The sequence below is a fragment of the Halorubrum sp. CSM-61 genome, assembly GCF_003781945.1.
In the GTDB taxonomy this organism is placed as follows: Archaea; Halobacteriota; Halobacteria; order Halobacteriales; family Haloferacaceae; genus Halorubrum.
This window is the reverse complement of the sequence record NZ_RJJW01000001.1, coordinates 524,509-538,369: the sequence shown is the minus strand read 5'-3', so window position 1 is coordinate 538,369 and position 13,861 is coordinate 524,509. Positions and strand designations below refer to the sequence as shown.

Annotated in this window: 17 protein-coding genes; 11 read left to right on the top strand and 6 right to left on the bottom strand. The window is 63.0% G+C overall.

The window, feature by feature from the left end:
• Positions 1-144: 144 nt before the first annotated feature.
• The 5 genes from EDM04_RS02875 to EDM04_RS02855 are packed head-to-tail and all read left to right on the top strand — an operon-like array spanning position 145 to position 4,863.
• The gene (locus EDM04_RS02875; RefSeq protein ID WP_123619640.1) at positions 145-1,338 is read left to right on the top strand and encodes an MBL fold metallo-hydrolase; all 1,194 of its coding nucleotides are present in this window, start codon (positions 145-147) and stop codon (positions 1,336-1,338) included.
• Between the two features lie 8 nt (positions 1,339-1,346).
• Positions 1,347-1,904 carry a YeeE/YedE family protein gene (locus EDM04_RS02870; RefSeq protein ID WP_123619639.1) on the top strand — a complete coding sequence of 186 codons (558 nt, stop codon included), beginning with the start codon at positions 1,347-1,349 and terminating at the stop codon, positions 1,902-1,904.
• Positions 1,901-2,359, top strand: coding sequence for a YeeE/YedE family protein (locus tag EDM04_RS02865; protein WP_123619638.1), 459 nt, complete (start codon positions 1,901-1,903; stop codon positions 2,357-2,359). The genes EDM04_RS02870 and EDM04_RS02865 overlap by 4 nt, the downstream gene beginning before the upstream one ends.
• A gap of 9 nt (positions 2,360-2,368) precedes the next feature.
• Entirely contained in the window at positions 2,369-3,544 is a 1,176-nt protein-coding gene (locus EDM04_RS02860) for an inorganic phosphate transporter (protein ID WP_123619637.1), read from the top strand.
• A gap of 32 nt (positions 3,545-3,576) precedes the next feature.
• A complete protein-coding gene (locus EDM04_RS02855; RefSeq protein ID WP_123619636.1) occupies positions 3,577-4,863 on the top strand; it encodes an MFS transporter in 1,287 nt (428 codons plus the stop codon).
• A 98-nt stretch (positions 4,864-4,961) separates the two neighbouring features.
• Here EDM04_RS02855 and EDM04_RS02850 read toward each other — a convergent pair whose 3' ends face one another.
• Positions 4,962-5,807, bottom strand: coding sequence for a universal stress protein (locus EDM04_RS02850; protein WP_123619635.1), 846 nt, complete (start codon positions 5,805-5,807; stop codon positions 4,962-4,964).
• 262 nt (positions 5,808-6,069) lie between these two features.
• Between EDM04_RS02850 and EDM04_RS18395 the strand changes: the two genes are divergently transcribed.
• The 6 genes from EDM04_RS18395 to EDM04_RS19025 all read left to right on the top strand — a co-directional run bounded on the left by EDM04_RS18395 (position 6,070) and on the right by EDM04_RS19025 (position 9,767).
• On the top strand, positions 6,070-6,234 hold the full coding sequence (locus EDM04_RS18395; RefSeq protein WP_164471069.1) for a hypothetical protein: 165 nt from the start codon (positions 6,070-6,072) through the stop codon (positions 6,232-6,234).
• Positions 6,224-7,282, top strand: a complete 1,059-nt coding sequence (locus EDM04_RS02845) for a sulfite exporter TauE/SafE family protein (RefSeq protein WP_123619634.1) — start codon at positions 6,224-6,226, stop codon at positions 7,280-7,282. The genes EDM04_RS18395 and EDM04_RS02845 overlap by 11 nt, the downstream gene beginning before the upstream one ends.
• Positions 7,283-7,464: 182 nt before the next feature.
• Complete coding sequence (locus EDM04_RS02840) at positions 7,465-7,869, top strand: helix-turn-helix domain-containing protein (protein ID WP_123619633.1); 405 nt, start codon at positions 7,465-7,467, stop codon at positions 7,867-7,869.
• Positions 7,870-8,028: 159 nt separating this feature from the next.
• Complete coding sequence (gene trxA, locus EDM04_RS02835; protein ID WP_123619632.1) at positions 8,029-8,388, top strand: thioredoxin; 360 nt, start codon at positions 8,029-8,031, stop codon at positions 8,386-8,388.
• The gene (locus tag EDM04_RS02830; RefSeq protein WP_123619631.1) at positions 8,389-9,435 is read left to right on the top strand and encodes an NAD(P)/FAD-dependent oxidoreductase; all 1,047 of its coding nucleotides are present in this window, start codon (positions 8,389-8,391) and stop codon (positions 9,433-9,435) included. It begins immediately after the preceding gene.
• Positions 9,432-9,767, top strand: a complete 336-nt coding sequence (locus EDM04_RS19025) for an SHOCT domain-containing protein (RefSeq protein ID WP_123619630.1) — start codon at positions 9,432-9,434, stop codon at positions 9,765-9,767. The genes EDM04_RS02830 and EDM04_RS19025 overlap by 4 nt, the downstream gene beginning before the upstream one ends.
• Positions 9,768-9,822: 55 nt before the next feature.
• Here the strand turns inward: EDM04_RS19025 and EDM04_RS02820 are convergent, their stop codons facing one another.
• The 5 genes from EDM04_RS02820 to EDM04_RS02800 all read right to left on the bottom strand — a co-directional run bounded on the left by EDM04_RS02820 (position 9,823) and on the right by EDM04_RS02800 (position 13,846).
• Positions 9,823-10,764 (bottom strand): ArdC-like ssDNA-binding domain-containing protein, encoded by a 942-nt coding sequence (locus EDM04_RS02820; protein WP_123619629.1) that lies wholly within the window; start codon positions 10,762-10,764, stop codon positions 9,823-9,825.
• An 88-nt stretch (positions 10,765-10,852) separates the two neighbouring features.
• Positions 10,853-11,200: a hypothetical protein gene (locus EDM04_RS02815; protein WP_123619628.1), complete on the bottom strand. Its 348-nt coding sequence runs from the start codon at positions 11,198-11,200 to the stop codon at positions 10,853-10,855.
• A gap of 71 nt (positions 11,201-11,271) precedes the next feature.
• On the bottom strand, positions 11,272-12,273 hold the full coding sequence (locus EDM04_RS02810) for a DUF6610 family protein (RefSeq protein WP_123619714.1): 1,002 nt from the start codon (positions 12,271-12,273) through the stop codon (positions 11,272-11,274).
• 124 nt (positions 12,274-12,397) lie between these two features.
• Positions 12,398-12,619 (bottom strand): hypothetical protein, encoded by a 222-nt coding sequence (locus EDM04_RS02805; protein WP_121538234.1) that lies wholly within the window; start codon positions 12,617-12,619, stop codon positions 12,398-12,400.
• 66 nt (positions 12,620-12,685) lie between these two features.
• Positions 12,686-13,846 (bottom strand): hypothetical protein, encoded by a 1,161-nt coding sequence (locus tag EDM04_RS02800; RefSeq protein WP_123619713.1) that lies wholly within the window; start codon positions 13,844-13,846, stop codon positions 12,686-12,688.
• Positions 13,847-13,861 lie beyond the last annotated feature (15 nt).

The following is a 13,861-nucleotide window of genomic DNA, read 5'->3' as shown; positions in this document are numbered from 1 at the left end:
GTGTCCTCTATACACCGACCTATATACCTAATTTCGGATGGTTGAGGGAAACGGAGCCGTCTATACTCGGATTAGTATTGTGCAGTTAGGGAACTTCTATGCAAATGCTTTTGTACGTCCACCCAGTAGAAACGACTGCACAACATGAACGCCGATGACTTCCCGACTCCGGACGTCGACGTCGAAACTGTCGACCCGGAGACGCTGAAGGATCGTATCGACGCCGGCGAGGACGTCACCCTCCTCGACGCGCGCATGCAATCAGACTACGAGGAGTGGCGTATCGACGGCGAGAACGTCACGTCGATCAACGTGCCGTACTTTGAGTTCCTCGAGGACGACATCGACGCGGACGTCCTCGAGCAGATCCCCGACGACCGCGAGGTGACTGTCCTGTGTGCGAAGGGCGGCGCCAGCGAGTTCGTCGCGGGCACGCTCGCCGAGCGCGGATACGACGTGAACCACCTCGAGGACGGGATGAACGGCTGGGCGAGCATCTACGAGGCCGTCGAAGTCGAGCGCTACGACGGCGCCGGCACGCTGCTACAGTACCAGCGCCCCTCCTCGGGCTGCCTCGGTTACCTCCTCTACGACGACGGGGAAGCCGCGATTATCGACCCGCTGCGGGCGTTCACCGACCGCTACCTCGCGGACGCCGACGACCTCGGCGTCGACCTGCAGTACGCGCTCGACACGCACGTCCACGCCGACCACATCTCGGGCGTGCGGAATCTGGACGCGGAGGGCGTCGAGGGCGTCATCCCCGAGGCCGCGGTCGACCGCGGGGTCACCTACGCTGACGAACTGACCACGGCCGCTGACGGCGACTCCTTCACGGTCGGCGACGCGACCATCGAGGCGGTCTACACGCCCGGCCACACGACCGGGATGACCTCCTACCTCGTCGACGACAGCCTGCTCGCGACCGGCGACGGGCTGTTCGTCGAGAGCGTCGCCCGCCCGGACCTCGAGGAGGGTGACGACGGCGCCCCCGAGGCCGCGAGCATGCTCTATGAGTCACTGCAGGAGCGCGTCCTCTCCCTGCCCGACGACACGCTCGTCGGCGGGGCCCACTTCAGCGACGCCGCCGAGCCCGCCGCCGACGGTACCTACACCGCCCCCATCGGCGAGCTCGTCGACGAGATGGACGCGCTCACGATGGACGAACAGGAGTTCGTCGAGGTGATCCTCTCGGACATGCCACCGCGGCCGGCCAACTACGAGGACATCATCGCGACGAACCTCGGCCAGAACGCCGTCGACGACGAGGAAGCGTTCACGCTCGAACTCGGCCCCAACAACTGCGCAGCCAGCCAGGACTCGCTTGCGGGTGACTAACGACGCCGATGGTCACTGATCCAGTACTGCTCCAGACGGCCGCCGACCTGTTCCCGAACGGGATTAGTCGGTACGCCGTCGGCGGACTGCTCGTCGGGCTCGGCACCGTTCTGATTTACATCGGGACGGGTATCCCAGCCGGGGCGAGTACGTTCTTGGAGTCGACGCTGTCGTACGTCTCCGACCAGTCCCGCTTCCAGCAGTACGTCGGCTCCCGGGACTGGCGGCTCGTGTTCACGGCCGGCATCATCCTCGGCGGGCTGGCGTTCGCGGCGACGTTCCAGTCTGGGCTGGTCACGAGCTCGCTGTACGAACCCGGGACGACCGGCCAGCTGTACGAGGTCGCCGGAGTGACGCTCTGGATGACAGAGGTGCAGCCGTGGCGGCTGTTCCTCGGTGGCATCCTGGTCGGCATCGGAACCCGAATCGGCAAGGGCTGTACGTCCGGGCACGGCGTCTGCGGCGTCGGCTCGGCGTCGAAGACGTCGCTGGTCGGCGTGGTGACGTTCCTGACCGTCGCCATCGGGACCGCCCAGGTCGTCGCAGCGCTGGGGGTGAGCCCATGAGCGACCGCCACCCGCTGTTCAAGCCGCTGATTTTCGTCGGCGGCATCGTGTTCGGGTTCGGGCTCGGGTTCAGCCACATGGCGCGACCGGAGGTTGTGCTGAACTTCCTCCAGTTCGACGACCTCGGCCTCCCGTTCGTGATGTTCGGGGCCGCCATCGTCTCCGGAATCGCGTTCGCCCTGTTGCCACGAATTCGGGACGCGGCACCCCTCACGGGCGACCCCTACGAGCGGCGTCTGAAACCGTTCGACCGGAACGTTCTGGTCGGCGGCGCCGTCTTCGGCGTCGGCTGGGGGCTCTCCGGCATCTGTCCGGGCGCCGCGTACGCAAGCCTCGGTGTCGGCAACATCACGATTCTCTGGGCGCTCGCCGGGATGTTCCTCGGCGCGTACGCGCAGGGCTACTGGCGGAGCCGCAGCCAGGCGCGTGACACCGCTGCGACGGGCGCAGACTAACTCACTTCTATGGACCCCGCTCTCATCGCCCTCTTCATCGGTGCAGCGCTCGCCAGCCTGTTCATGGCGTGGGTCATCGGCGCCGGGTCGAGCGGCGCGACGCCGTACGCCCCCGCGGTCGGCGCGAACGCCATCGGGACGATGCGGGCTGCGTTCCTCGTCGGCATGTTCGGCTTCGCCGGCGCCGTCACGCAGGGAGGGAACGTCTCGGAAGCCATCGGGAGCGGCCTCGTCGGCGGCATCAGCCTGCCGATCGCCGGCGTCATTCTCGTGCTCGTATTGGGCGCGGGGCTGATGGCAGTCGGTATTACGACCGGCTATCCGATCGCGACGGCGTTCACCGTGACCGGCGCTGTTATCGGCGTCGGGCTCGCGCTCGGTGGCTCGCCGGTCTGGCCGAAGTACCAGCAGATCGCCGCCGTCTGGATGCTAACGCCGTTCGTCGGCGGCGGGATTGCGTTCACGATCGCGAGCCTCCTTCCGCGTTCCGATGTCCCCGAACGGTACAGCATTCCCATCCTAGCCGGCCTTGTGGGAGCTGTCCTCGTGAACGTTCAGTTCAGCTTTCTCGGTGAGGGGAGCCCGTCAGGGACTGTCCGTGGGCTCGGTCAGCGGGTGCTGGCAGCCGACGGGCTCGTCTCGGCGGTCGGCATTACGGGCCTTGCGGCGCTGGCTGTGGGGGTCGTCGTCTGGTGGGACGTCAGTCGTGACAAACACGGCGGCCTACGGCGGGTGCTGCTCGCGCTCGGCTCGCTCGTCGCGTTCTCCGCGGGCGGGAGCCAAGTCGGGCTCGCCGTCGGACCACTGCTGCCACTGCTTGACGAGGTGGGGATGGTTTCGACGTTCGCCGTGCTCGTCGGCGGTGGCCTTGGAATGCTCGTCGGTTCGTGGACGGGCGCGCCGCGGATGATCAAGTCGCTGGCGCAGGACTACTCGTCGCTCGGGCCGCGGCGTTCGATCTCGGCGCTTGTGCCGTCGTTCCTGATCGCACAGCTGGCAGTGCTGCTGGGCGTCCCGGTCTCGTTCAACGAGATTGTCGTCAGCGCCATTATCGGGAGCGGCGCCGCGGTCGGCGGTTGGGAAGCTGTGGATGCCAGAAAGATTCTCCTGACAGTCGGGGCGTGGGCAGGGTCATTTGTCCTGTCGTTCGGCCTCGCGTACGGTACCGCGTTCCTCCTACTGTAACCCACAAATGAACCTACTAAACTCACGAACTAATGCCTACGACAACTGAACTCGAACAAGGAATCCGCGAGCACCTCGGGCAGTTCTCGCTGCACGTCCTGCTCGTCTTCGCGACCGGGCTGACCATCGGCTCCGAACGAACCGTCGTCCCCGTGCTGGGGGAGGACGTCCTCGGCGTCGAGTCGTTCCTGGTGATCGGCTCATTCGTCGTGTCGTTCGGCATCGTGAAGTCGCTCCTCAATCTCTACGCCGGCAAGTGGGGCGAGGAGTACGGCCGCAAGCCCGTCCTCATCGCCGGGTGGGCGACCGCGCTCCCACTGCCGGTCATCCTCATCTTCGCCCCAAGTTGGGGCTGGATCACCGTCGGGAACATCCTGCTGGGTGTCAACCAGGCGTTGACCTGGAGTATGGCGATCAACGCGAAGATCGACCTCGCGGGCCCAGACCAGCGTGGTCTCGCGGTCGGCATCGACGAAGCGTTCGGCTATACCGGCGTCGCGGTCGGCGCCTGGGTCACGGGCGTCATCGCTGGCCAGTGGAGTCTGCGGCCTGAGCCGTTCTACTTCCTCGGCGTCGTTGTCGTGCTGGCGTTCCTCATCTCAATCTTCCTGATTAGGGAGACCGTCCAGTACGCCCAAGCCGAGGGTGACGACGACCACCACGATGCAAACCTGCCGTTCAACGAAGTGATAAAGCGCGCGACGTACGGCGACCGGACGCTGTTCGCCGCGGCGCAGGCCGGTCACATCGAGAACTTCGTCGACACGCTGTTCTGGATCGCCGTCCCGCTGTACCTGACGGGCCAGGGTCTCGGCATCGCAGCGGTCGGGGTTGTCGTCGGTGTTCACAGCGCGATGTACTTCCTCCAGATTGCGACCGGTGGGCTTGCGGACCGCATTGGTCGCCGTCCGCCAGTCATCGCGGGGATGTTCCTCGCTGGCGCGGGCGTCCTCGGGATGGTGCTCGTCGATAGCTACATCCCGTGGGCAGTCTTGGCCGGTATCTCCGGGCTCGGCATGGCGCTGCTGTACCCGAACCTGATGACGGTGCCGAGCGACGCCGCCCACCCGACGTGGCGGTCGGCGGGGATGGGCGTCTACCGGATGTGGCGCGACTCCGGGTACGCTGTCGGCGCGGTCCTGATTGGACTCTCGATGGAGTTCGTGAACGTTGAAGCTGCGTTTTACTTGACCGCTGGTCTGATGTTCGTTTCCGGCGCTGTGGTGTCTCTCTGGATGGAGGAGACCCATCCCGAGTTCGGTACTCACGAGCCACCCGCGCCTGTGAGGGCCGGAAGGGGAAGCGTCACTGAAGACTGAATGCTCCGTGGGGGGCCGTCTCGTGGACCTCCACACGTCCTGAGAGCTGTCAAGGGCTGCCGACGCCCAACGATATCGCAGCCCTGGTGTTGCTTCTCTCAGACTGCCCGGGGTGGCGGGACGAGAAAGACGTTTCCAGCTGCCTGTGCGACGATCTCCTCGGAGACACTCCCCAACAGGAGCCGTCGGATACGGCTTCTCCCTTTCGACCCGACAAGGACCGTTGACGGTGTTACCTCAGATTCGACGGCGAGGATTTCGTTGGCGGGATCACCGTGCCGGACCTCGACCTGTGTCTCGATGCCCCAGTTTTCCAGCGTGCTCGCATGCTCGGCCAACTGTTCCTGTGGGCTGGCATCGGCGTCGACGTCATCGTCTTTCGGCGACCGAACGTGAACGAGCGTCACCTCCTCGGTCGCGTGACGGAGGTACGAGAAGGCGTCGAACGCTCGGTTGGCGTTCTCAGAGAAGTCCGTCGCGAAGAGAACACGCTGAAAGAGGTATTCTCGAAGAACCTCGGGGTCGTCGGTCCCCCGCTCGACGCGGTTGACCAACAACGGAACGACAGTCGTCCGCGCGAGGTTGCGGGCTGTCGAGCCGATGATTCGGTTCTCTAACGGGCTTTGTCCCCGTGAGCTGACGACCGATAGATTGGCGTGGACGGTCTCAGCAATGCCGTTGATACGTCGATAGGGGGTCCCACGGACGACGTGAGTCTCGACGTCGAATCCGGCGGCCTCGATGACCGTCCGATACTGATCGAGCGCTCGTCGACGTTGCTCTTCGAAATTCACGCCGGGCATCCCGGAGTGGACGTTCGCCGGAACGACCGTCACTAGGTGGATCGTATCGACGCCGATACGGCCCAAGCACTCGAGGCAGGTTTCGTTCTCTATTGCGGCCTCACTTGCAGCCGACAGGTCGGTCGCGCACAGGGCCCTCATAGCGACACTTTTGTCGAGTGTCCACAACATGGTTTTGTTCGATTTTGTAGAAATAGTCGACAACGGTATCTTCGCTGAGCAGTTTCGTGAGCTGCCAGCATCTATATGTTTTCTATAAGTTATCGATAGTCTGGCCGAGGTTACCGGAATATAGTATTGTATAGTAATCCCAAAACCGTTATAGGCACGAGGCGGGTAGAGGCTACTGAGCAGAAATGTGCAAACAGCGAATTTCCGTGTTCGAAACTCAGAGGGAGAACCGATGGCAGGATTAGAGATTCCCACATGGGATCCGGAGACAGCCTTGCTTATCGGCACGATACTACTGGAAGCGATCGTGCTGTACGTGGGCTACGGTGGCCTCGAACGGCTCTTCGGGCCCTATCTGATGAAGCTCTTGGTGGGAGGTGAAGCCAATGCTCGATAGTCTCCTCAACGCGCTCGGCGGCTTGGGGACGAGCCCTGAGATGCTGGCGCTGTTCGTCGGCTTCGGCCTCGTCGTCGGGGTTCTGTTCGGCTTCTTCGGCATGGGCGGGTCGTTCCTCGTCACCCCGGCCCTGCTGATGCTGGACTACGAACCGTCGGTCGCCGTCGGGAGCGGGATGGCGTTCGTGTTCGGGACGGCCGTCATCGCGACCCTGAAACACCACGACCTCGGGCAGGTCGACTACAAACTCGGCGCGATAATGATCACCGGGACGACGATCGGAATTGAGGCCGGCCGTGCTAGCGTCTACTACCTCGAGTCGATGGGGCTCGCGGGCGGCATCATCAGCATCGCCTACGTGGTCTTGCTCGGCGGTGTCGGCGCGATGGTGACCCGTGACGCCCTCAACAGCGACGGCGGCGGTGGAATCGATCATGAGGCTGCTGACAAGGACCTCGACGAGTACGAGATCCCAGAAATCGCCAAAACGATTCAGCAGACCGTTCGGATTCCGCCGATGGTGACGCTCCGCGGCGACGTCCGCGTCTCCGCGTGGGTCATCACCGCCGTCGCCTTCGCGACCGGCCTGCTGTCCGGCTTCCTCGGCGTCGGTGGGGGCTTCATCCGGATGCCGGCGATGATCTACGCGATCGGCGTCCCGGTACCCGTCGCCGTCGGAACCGACCTGTTCGAGATCGTCTTCTCTGGCGGTCTCGGAAGTTATCTCTACGGACAGGGCGGCGGCGTGAATCTCGGTATCGTCGCGCCGCTGCTGTTCGGGAGCGCACTCGGTGCGCGTATCGGCTCTGCTGCGACCGCCGTCGTCGACGCTGACGGCATCAAGATCTACTTCGGCGGGATGCTCCTGATCGGTGCCATCGCCGTGGGTATCGGCGAGATCGGCTCCTACGTTGGAAGCCCGACGCTCGAGCTGATCGGGCTGGTACTGGTTATCGGCGCGGCGGTCGTCGTCGCCTTCGCGATTCTGTACACGACGATTTCGTCGCTCCGGCAGAAGCGTCATCAGGGAACCACAGTTACCGACTAATCGGTTTTTCGCGCCAACCCGCTATCCGGTCGGGTTAATTGATTGTTTACTCCCTGAATTTCACCAGAGTAAGAAGTAGCTGTTCACGCCTTTTCCTGTTTACTTCTCTTGGTTCACCGCGAAATTGTGCGTACTGTGCAAAAGTCTTTTATTGGGCTAGGACCTACGTAGTATTGATAACAATGCCAGATTCGATGTCTGAACAGCTCCGTCGGGACATGGAGTGCGAGGGACTGTTGGAGTGTTTCCACGGTCTCAAAGAACTCGATAAGGAGTGCTTCCAGGCGCTCGTCGAGTCCCAAGAACCGCTGACCGTCGACGAGATCGCCGATGCAGTCGACCGAGAACGCTCGACAGCCTACCGTGCTGTCCAACGGCTGCTGCAGACCGGTTTCATCGAGAAAGACCAGATCAACTACGACCAGGGCGGCTACTACCACGTCTACTCGCCGACTGACCCATCCAAGATCGCCGACGACATGCAGCGGTTGCTCAACGACTGGTACGCGAAGATGGGCCAGCTCATCCAGGAGTTCGAAACCAAGTACGAGCAGTCCGAAACTGCGGCTCCTGCAGCCGAAAGCTAACGCTCTACTTCTCTCTATCTCTGGTTCTAAGATCCCCTCGGGAGCAGAATTTAGCGCGATCTCGAGTTCGCATCAGTATTTCGGTCGACCATCTGTATTGGGTAGTATTGTATATATTCCCCAAAACCCTTAATTAGCGCTGGTGCATACGTACTGGTGATGGCAACTGATACTGCATCCGACGCTGGCACCGCGTCCACGAATGAACCAATGTACGTCGACGGGCAGTCCCAGCTCGACGACATCGTCGCAGAGAACGATGTCGTCCTTACGGACTTCTACGCCGACTGGTGTGGGCCGTGCCAAATGCTCGAACCGATCGTCGAGACGCTCGCCGCCGAGACCGACGCGACTGTGGCGAAAGTCGACGTCGACGCGAACCAGCAACTCGCCTCCGCGTACGGCGTCCGGGGGGTTCCCACCCTTGTCCTGTTCGCCGACGGTGAACAGGTCGAGGAAATTGTCGGTCTCCAGGGCGAAGACCAACTCCGAACGCTCATCGAGAGCTACACTGAGTAAATGACTCAGGATATCCACGACCTCGTCATCGCCGGATCGGGAATCGCAGGCCTCTCGGCAGCCGTCTACGCTGCGCGGGCCGACCTCGACCCACTCATCCTCGAGGGCGACGAGCCCGGCGGCCAGCTCACGCTGACGACCGACGTCGAAAACTACCTCGGCTTCCCCGACGGCGTCGGCGGGATGGAGCTCGTCCAGCGCGGCAAAGAGCAGGCCGAGCAGTTCGGTGCGCAGTTCGAACACGGTCGCATCGAGGATGCGGACCTGGACGGCCAGCCGCTGGAGCTATCGCTGTCGACCGGCGACACGCTCTACACGCGGTCGTTGATCGTCGCCACCGGCGCGAGCGCGCGCTGGGTCGGTGCCGAGAACGAAGACGAGCTGATGGGGGCCGGGCTCTCGACGTGTGCGACCTGTGACGGTGCGTTCCACCGCGGCGACGATGTCCTCGTCGTCGGTGGCGGCGACAGCGCCATGGAGGAGGCCTTGTTCCTCGCGAAGTTCGCCGACTCCGTGACAATCGTCCACCGGCGTGAGGAGCTGCGCGCCTCGGAGATCATGGCCGACCGTGCTCGCGAGCACGCGGACGTCCAGTTCCGCTGGAACACGGAGCTCGAAGCCATCCACGGTTCCCAAGCGGACGGCGTTACCGGCGCCACGCTCGTCTCCCATCCCGACGGATACCCCCGAAAGAAGGCGGAGTCCGGTGTCGACGTCGAGCGAGAGACGGTCGACGTGGGCGGCGTATTCTACGCTGTGGGTCACACGCCGAACACGCAGTTCCTCGAGGGGACCGGCGTTGAACGGGACGAGGACGGCTACATCTTCACGGAGACCGACGACGCTGGGCGGCCCACAGCCCAGACGGCTGTCGATGGGGTGTTCGCTGCTGGCGACGTTGCTGACCCCCGCTACCGGCAGGCGATCACGTCCGCCGGCACAGGAAGCATGGCTGCCCTCGACGCCGAGGAGTTCCTCGAGACGCGACAGAATTCAGACGGATCGTCCGCTACTGCACACCCACGTCCGGAACAAACTGCACCATGATTTCCAAGTTTTCCACGGTACTCGTTCGTAGTACCGCTGGGTCCGCCCTCTTATTCGCAGTCACCGGAACAGCCACTGCTCAAATGGGTAGTGGCCATTCCGGTGGGATGGGTGGTGGAATGGCTGGTTACGGCTGGTGGCCTGTCCTATGGACGCTTGTCCTACTGAGTGTGGTGCTCATCGTCGGCTATGCGATTCATACACATGGGAGGCCCCCGGCTACTGAGCAATCACAGGCGGATACGGCCCTATCGACGCTTCGCTCTCGGTATGCTCGTGGAGAAATCTCGGAAGAAGAGTTCGAAGAGCGCCGTCGCCGACTCGAAGAGTAACTGGTAGGCAGTTCGTCAACAGCGCTGTCACTTCATTTGACTCCGATTACTGGGCCTAATGGTTCGACGAGTGGGCTTCGAGAACGTCGATGAGTTCTTCTGCCGTTCGACTAATCCGTCCGAGCCGCTCGCGAATGACCTCGGGATCGTCCGACTCCCACGCAGCGAGGTAGAATGCCGACCCGCTCGTGTCGAGCCCGCAGTAGCGCCCGACGACGTACGCGACGGCTTCGGCCTCAACCTCGCGTTTCGCCCGTTCGGTGTCGTCGTCGACGTCGAAGTGGAGCAGGGCGTGGGCGTACTCGTGAATCAGCGTCCGCGCGAGGTCGGCCTCGTTCTCCCGATCGCGCACCTCGACGAGCGGCTGAACGTCGACGAGGCTCAGCTGCTCGCAGATGCCCTTCGCCTTGCCGTGGGTCCACTCCTCTTCGGGAACGATCCGCACCGTCACGCCGAGGTCGTCAGCGGCGGCAGTCAACTGCTCGACGAGGTCGCCGGCGTCCCCAGTCGTTTCCGTGTCCAGGTCGGGAAGCGGTTCGCCCTCGGTCTGGGAGACGTCGAACACCGGCGCGGGCTTGAACCCGACCAGCCCCTCGGACCACTCCTCGGGCGGCGTCTCATCGTAGTCACAGTCGCTGTCCTCGTGGTAGCTCGGCGAGTTCTCGCACTCCGGGCACTGCTTCGTGATGATTGGCGCCCAGATCCAGATGGCTGACTCGCCCTCCGTGACGTGGCGGTCGAACTCCTCCTGCCACGTCCGGTAGCCCGCCACCCGGCTCGCCTCGGGACACTGCCGCTTGATGAGGAGCGTGTTCCGGTAGGAGTAGTCGTGGAAACGACTCTGGAGGTCCAGCCACTCCTGGAACTCCGCGCTGGCTTGCGCGTCGTCGACGCCGGCGACAAGCTCGTCGATCCACTGTTCGATGGTACTGTTCATCTCGTCGTCTCGCGTGTCGGTCTGGTCGAAGGAGACCGACGAGTCACTAGTCGTAGCCATTGTGTTCACCAAATCGAGTTCACGGCGACTGCGTCTGTTCAGACCGCGCCGCACCCCTCTGGGGCGCACAAAAAACCGAGTCTGTCGGTTAGCGGAGCTCGTGACGTTCGTCCGCAAAACCAACCGAGACGAGGTACTCGAGGAACTCGTCGAACCGCTCGACGTCGCTAGGCATGTCGGTCGCAAGGTGACGTGCCCACTCGATTGCCCACTGGAAGGCGGGATCCGTGCCGCCCTTGCCGTGAATGTACCACCACCGGGCCGCCTTGAGAACCACAATGGGATTCGTCGGCGGCTGCTCACCGGCGAGCCCACGGGTGATGGATTCGATTTCGTCGGGGACGTCGGCGGAATCGACCTCCGCTGATTGCGTGTTGTCGATATCGACCGGGATCTCGTCGATCGAGACGTTGTCAGGACGCTGTTGTTGACTCACTGGAAGTCACCTCTGAGGACTCTCGAAGGAGCCCTCGCCCTCTCTGGGGGCACGAAAAACAGGTCGCGAAGTCACGCCGGCGGGAGGTAGATGCTCTGCTCGCCAGCGATCTCCTCCAGGTTGTTTCGGTGACGGTGGCTGAAGTAGCACTCGTAGCTGCAGTATCCACAGATTGCGCCGGTATCGTATTCGGCGACGTACGGGCCGCGGCGAGTTCGCCAGACGTTCGTCCCGCACTCGGTACAGGCAGCGTCCTCGAGATCGGCAGGACTCGGTCCCTTGTACTCGACGTCGAGCCCCTCGTCTCGCGGTGTCGTTTCGGGCCAGATTCCGTGGGTCCTCCAAAACTCACGGACGCGAGCGAGGCTGTGGCGCACCGTCTTTCGGACGGTGACGTGGTCGGCGTCGCGACCGCTGTCGTCCCAGCCGTCGGCCGTCCAGAACTCACCGAACTGTGCGCCGCGATGCAGGCCGTTCCAGTCGATGCCGACGATGTCGGCCGGTGGCTCGTCGGTGAGTGTCGGTCTGGTCAGCTGTCGAATGGCGTCGAGCTGCTTGGGCGGACTCCCACCGAGGATATGGACGCGCCGCCCTCTCCAATCAGCTGGATCGGAGAACTCGTGGGCCAGCCGGTCGGCGTATCCCCGTGAATACCCGAGGACGAGGTTCTCGGGTATCGCGTCGATCACCGCCCGCGACTTCGGAACGACGATGAGCTCGGCCTTGGGATAGCTCGCTCGGATCTCACGAGCCGCAGCGACGTGGGCGTCGACGTCAGCTGGTTCGTAGATGTCGCCGATGACACCGACCCGAGGCTCGTGCTCGAAGAATCGCTCGACGAACCGTTCCAGGTCGGGATTCCGGAAGTCGTTGTCGAGCATCCCGACAGGAATTTCGAGGTTCATGTACTGTTCTGCTTGATACCCACAGTCTTCCCGAAACCCGGGGAGAAATCCGAGAGCTAGAGCATCAGCCGCGAATGGAGCTCGATGAAGGAACGCTATATGGTCTGCTTGTCTGGCGGCAGCAATGTCGCTAGCCGTGCTGGAGTCTGTACTCAAATCGAGGGACATGATTGGGATCGCGAGGTCGCTGCTGGCTGCCCCGCACCCATTCAGGGGCCCGAAAAACCGAGACACAGCGGGTTAACCAACAATAGGGGGAACTCACGCGGAACCTGTTGGTTAAGAACAGAGCTTACTCTTCGCCCTCACGGAGCTCTTCAGCCTTCCACTTGAGCCGGCGCAGGATCTGCGTCCGATTCTGGTGGGCGTTCTCGTAGGCAACACACTCTTGGAGGATTTCCATATCCGGGATCGTCGCGATACCGGCCTTGACCAATCGGTAATTCGGTGCTTCAAGACGCTTCTCAGGTGGGAATTCGTCGTCACTCCCGTCGCTAATCGTGGACTGTTCCATCTCGGTAGCCCTCCACCCCTCGAGGGCGAGAAAAACAGAACAGACGACTACATCACCGCCGCGGCGTCAGGCCATCGCCTCTTGGAACCGCTCACGCAACGCGTCCTCGCGTTCTTCGAACTGCTCGACTTTCTCCTGCAGGTCGTCGCTGACGCGCTCGATGCTCGCCAGCGCTCGTTCGCCGGCCAGCGACGCCTGTGACCCGTCGTCACCGTCCGCCTCTAGCTGCTGCTCGTAGGCCTGCTCGACGCGCTCGATCGTGCCTTCCGGGTTGAACAGGATGTCGTTGGCGATGCGGACGTACTGATCGAGGGACGCCCCCTCTTTCCCCTGGAAGAAGTGGGTAAGCGCGTACGTCGCACCGGAATGCAGCGTCCACATATCGATCTCGAAGGGCGACGCCGCATTGGCTTCTGCATCGCCGGTGGCACGCTCGGCCAGGTAGTCTGGGAACCCCAGCAGGGTGTAGAACTCCGTGACGGTGAACGGGAGCTCAGAGAAGTCGAGTTCGATGTCCTGGGCGTCCCGGATGAACTCGAAGAGATCGTCGGCGACGAGTTCGACCTGTGCGAGGAGTTCCTCCCACCAGCTCCGGAAGTTCCGCACGTCGCCGACGTGTTTGATGACCTCCTTGTCGGTGAGCGAGCGCATCGTGTTCGAGCAGTAGCCATCCTGAGCGAAACCCTCGACGTAGACGGCGTGCTCGCCGAAGAAGTCGTAGCCCGACGTGACGCCCATCGTGATCGGGTCCGACCGGCCAGGAAGGTGCACCTCGAGGCCGTCGAACATGATGTCCATGTGGACCTCGCCGCCGCCCCGGTAGCGTCGGATCTCGCCGAATATCACGTCGCCCAGCGGCGTCCCGTCGATGGTCTCCTCCCGGAGGACCTCCTCTAGGGGCCCGTAGACGTCGACCGGGTTGATGATCGAGTACGAGTCAGTCGGGATATGGAATAACGGGTCTGTCTCCGCGTCCGCGTCACGGCCCTGTGAGCGGGCACGACTCGGTTCGACGAGCGCGTTGAACCGCTCCGTTTCGACCCACTCGTCGGAGTGTGGATTGCGATACGCGACTGCTGTGTCGATTGCCTGTGGAAGCTCTCGAATCGCCGCACTGAAGCTGATCGGTTCGGGACCACCGTGTTGCTCGGCGTACCACTCGGGTAGTTCGGTGTTGGTTCGCCCATCGAGTCCTGCGAAAACCGTAGCTGTCTCTGGGTCTTTCATGGATTCCATCCCACA

Coding starts and splice junctions, on each gene's coding strand:
- EDM04_RS02875 (WP_123619640.1), top strand. CDS start 145: ATGAACGCCGATGACTTCCCGACTCCGGACGTCGACGTCGAAACTGTC.
- EDM04_RS02870 (WP_123619639.1), top strand. CDS start 1,347: ATGGTCACTGATCCAGTACTGCTCCAGACGGCCGCCGACCTGTTCCCG.
- EDM04_RS02865 (WP_123619638.1), top strand. CDS start 1,901: ATGAGCGACCGCCACCCGCTGTTCAAGCCGCTGATTTTCGTCGGCGGC.
- EDM04_RS02860 (WP_123619637.1), top strand. CDS start 2,369: ATGGACCCCGCTCTCATCGCCCTCTTCATCGGTGCAGCGCTCGCCAGC.
- EDM04_RS02855 (WP_123619636.1), top strand. CDS start 3,577: ATGCCTACGACAACTGAACTCGAACAAGGAATCCGCGAGCACCTCGGG.
- EDM04_RS02850 (WP_123619635.1), bottom strand. CDS start 5,807: ATGAGGGCCCTGTGCGCGACCGACCTGTCGGCTGCAAGTGAGGCCGCA.
- EDM04_RS18395 (WP_164471069.1), top strand. CDS start 6,070: ATGGCAGGATTAGAGATTCCCACATGGGATCCGGAGACAGCCTTGCTT.
- EDM04_RS02845 (WP_123619634.1), top strand. CDS start 6,224: ATGCTCGATAGTCTCCTCAACGCGCTCGGCGGCTTGGGGACGAGCCCT.
- EDM04_RS02840 (WP_123619633.1), top strand. CDS start 7,465: ATGCCAGATTCGATGTCTGAACAGCTCCGTCGGGACATGGAGTGCGAG.
- trxA (WP_123619632.1), top strand. CDS start 8,029: ATGGCAACTGATACTGCATCCGACGCTGGCACCGCGTCCACGAATGAA.
- EDM04_RS02830 (WP_123619631.1), top strand. CDS start 8,389: ATGACTCAGGATATCCACGACCTCGTCATCGCCGGATCGGGAATCGCA.
- EDM04_RS19025 (WP_123619630.1), top strand. CDS start 9,432: ATGATTTCCAAGTTTTCCACGGTACTCGTTCGTAGTACCGCTGGGTCC.
- EDM04_RS02820 (WP_123619629.1), bottom strand. CDS start 10,764: ATGGCTACGACTAGTGACTCGTCGGTCTCCTTCGACCAGACCGACACG.
- EDM04_RS02810 (WP_123619714.1), bottom strand. CDS start 12,273: ATGTCCCTCGATTTGAGTACAGACTCCAGCACGGCTAGCGACATTGCT.
- EDM04_RS02805 (WP_121538234.1), bottom strand. CDS start 12,619: ATGGAACAGTCCACGATTAGCGACGGGAGTGACGACGAATTCCCACCT.
- EDM04_RS02800 (WP_123619713.1), bottom strand. CDS start 13,846: ATGAAAGACCCAGAGACAGCTACGGTTTTCGCAGGACTCGATGGGCGA.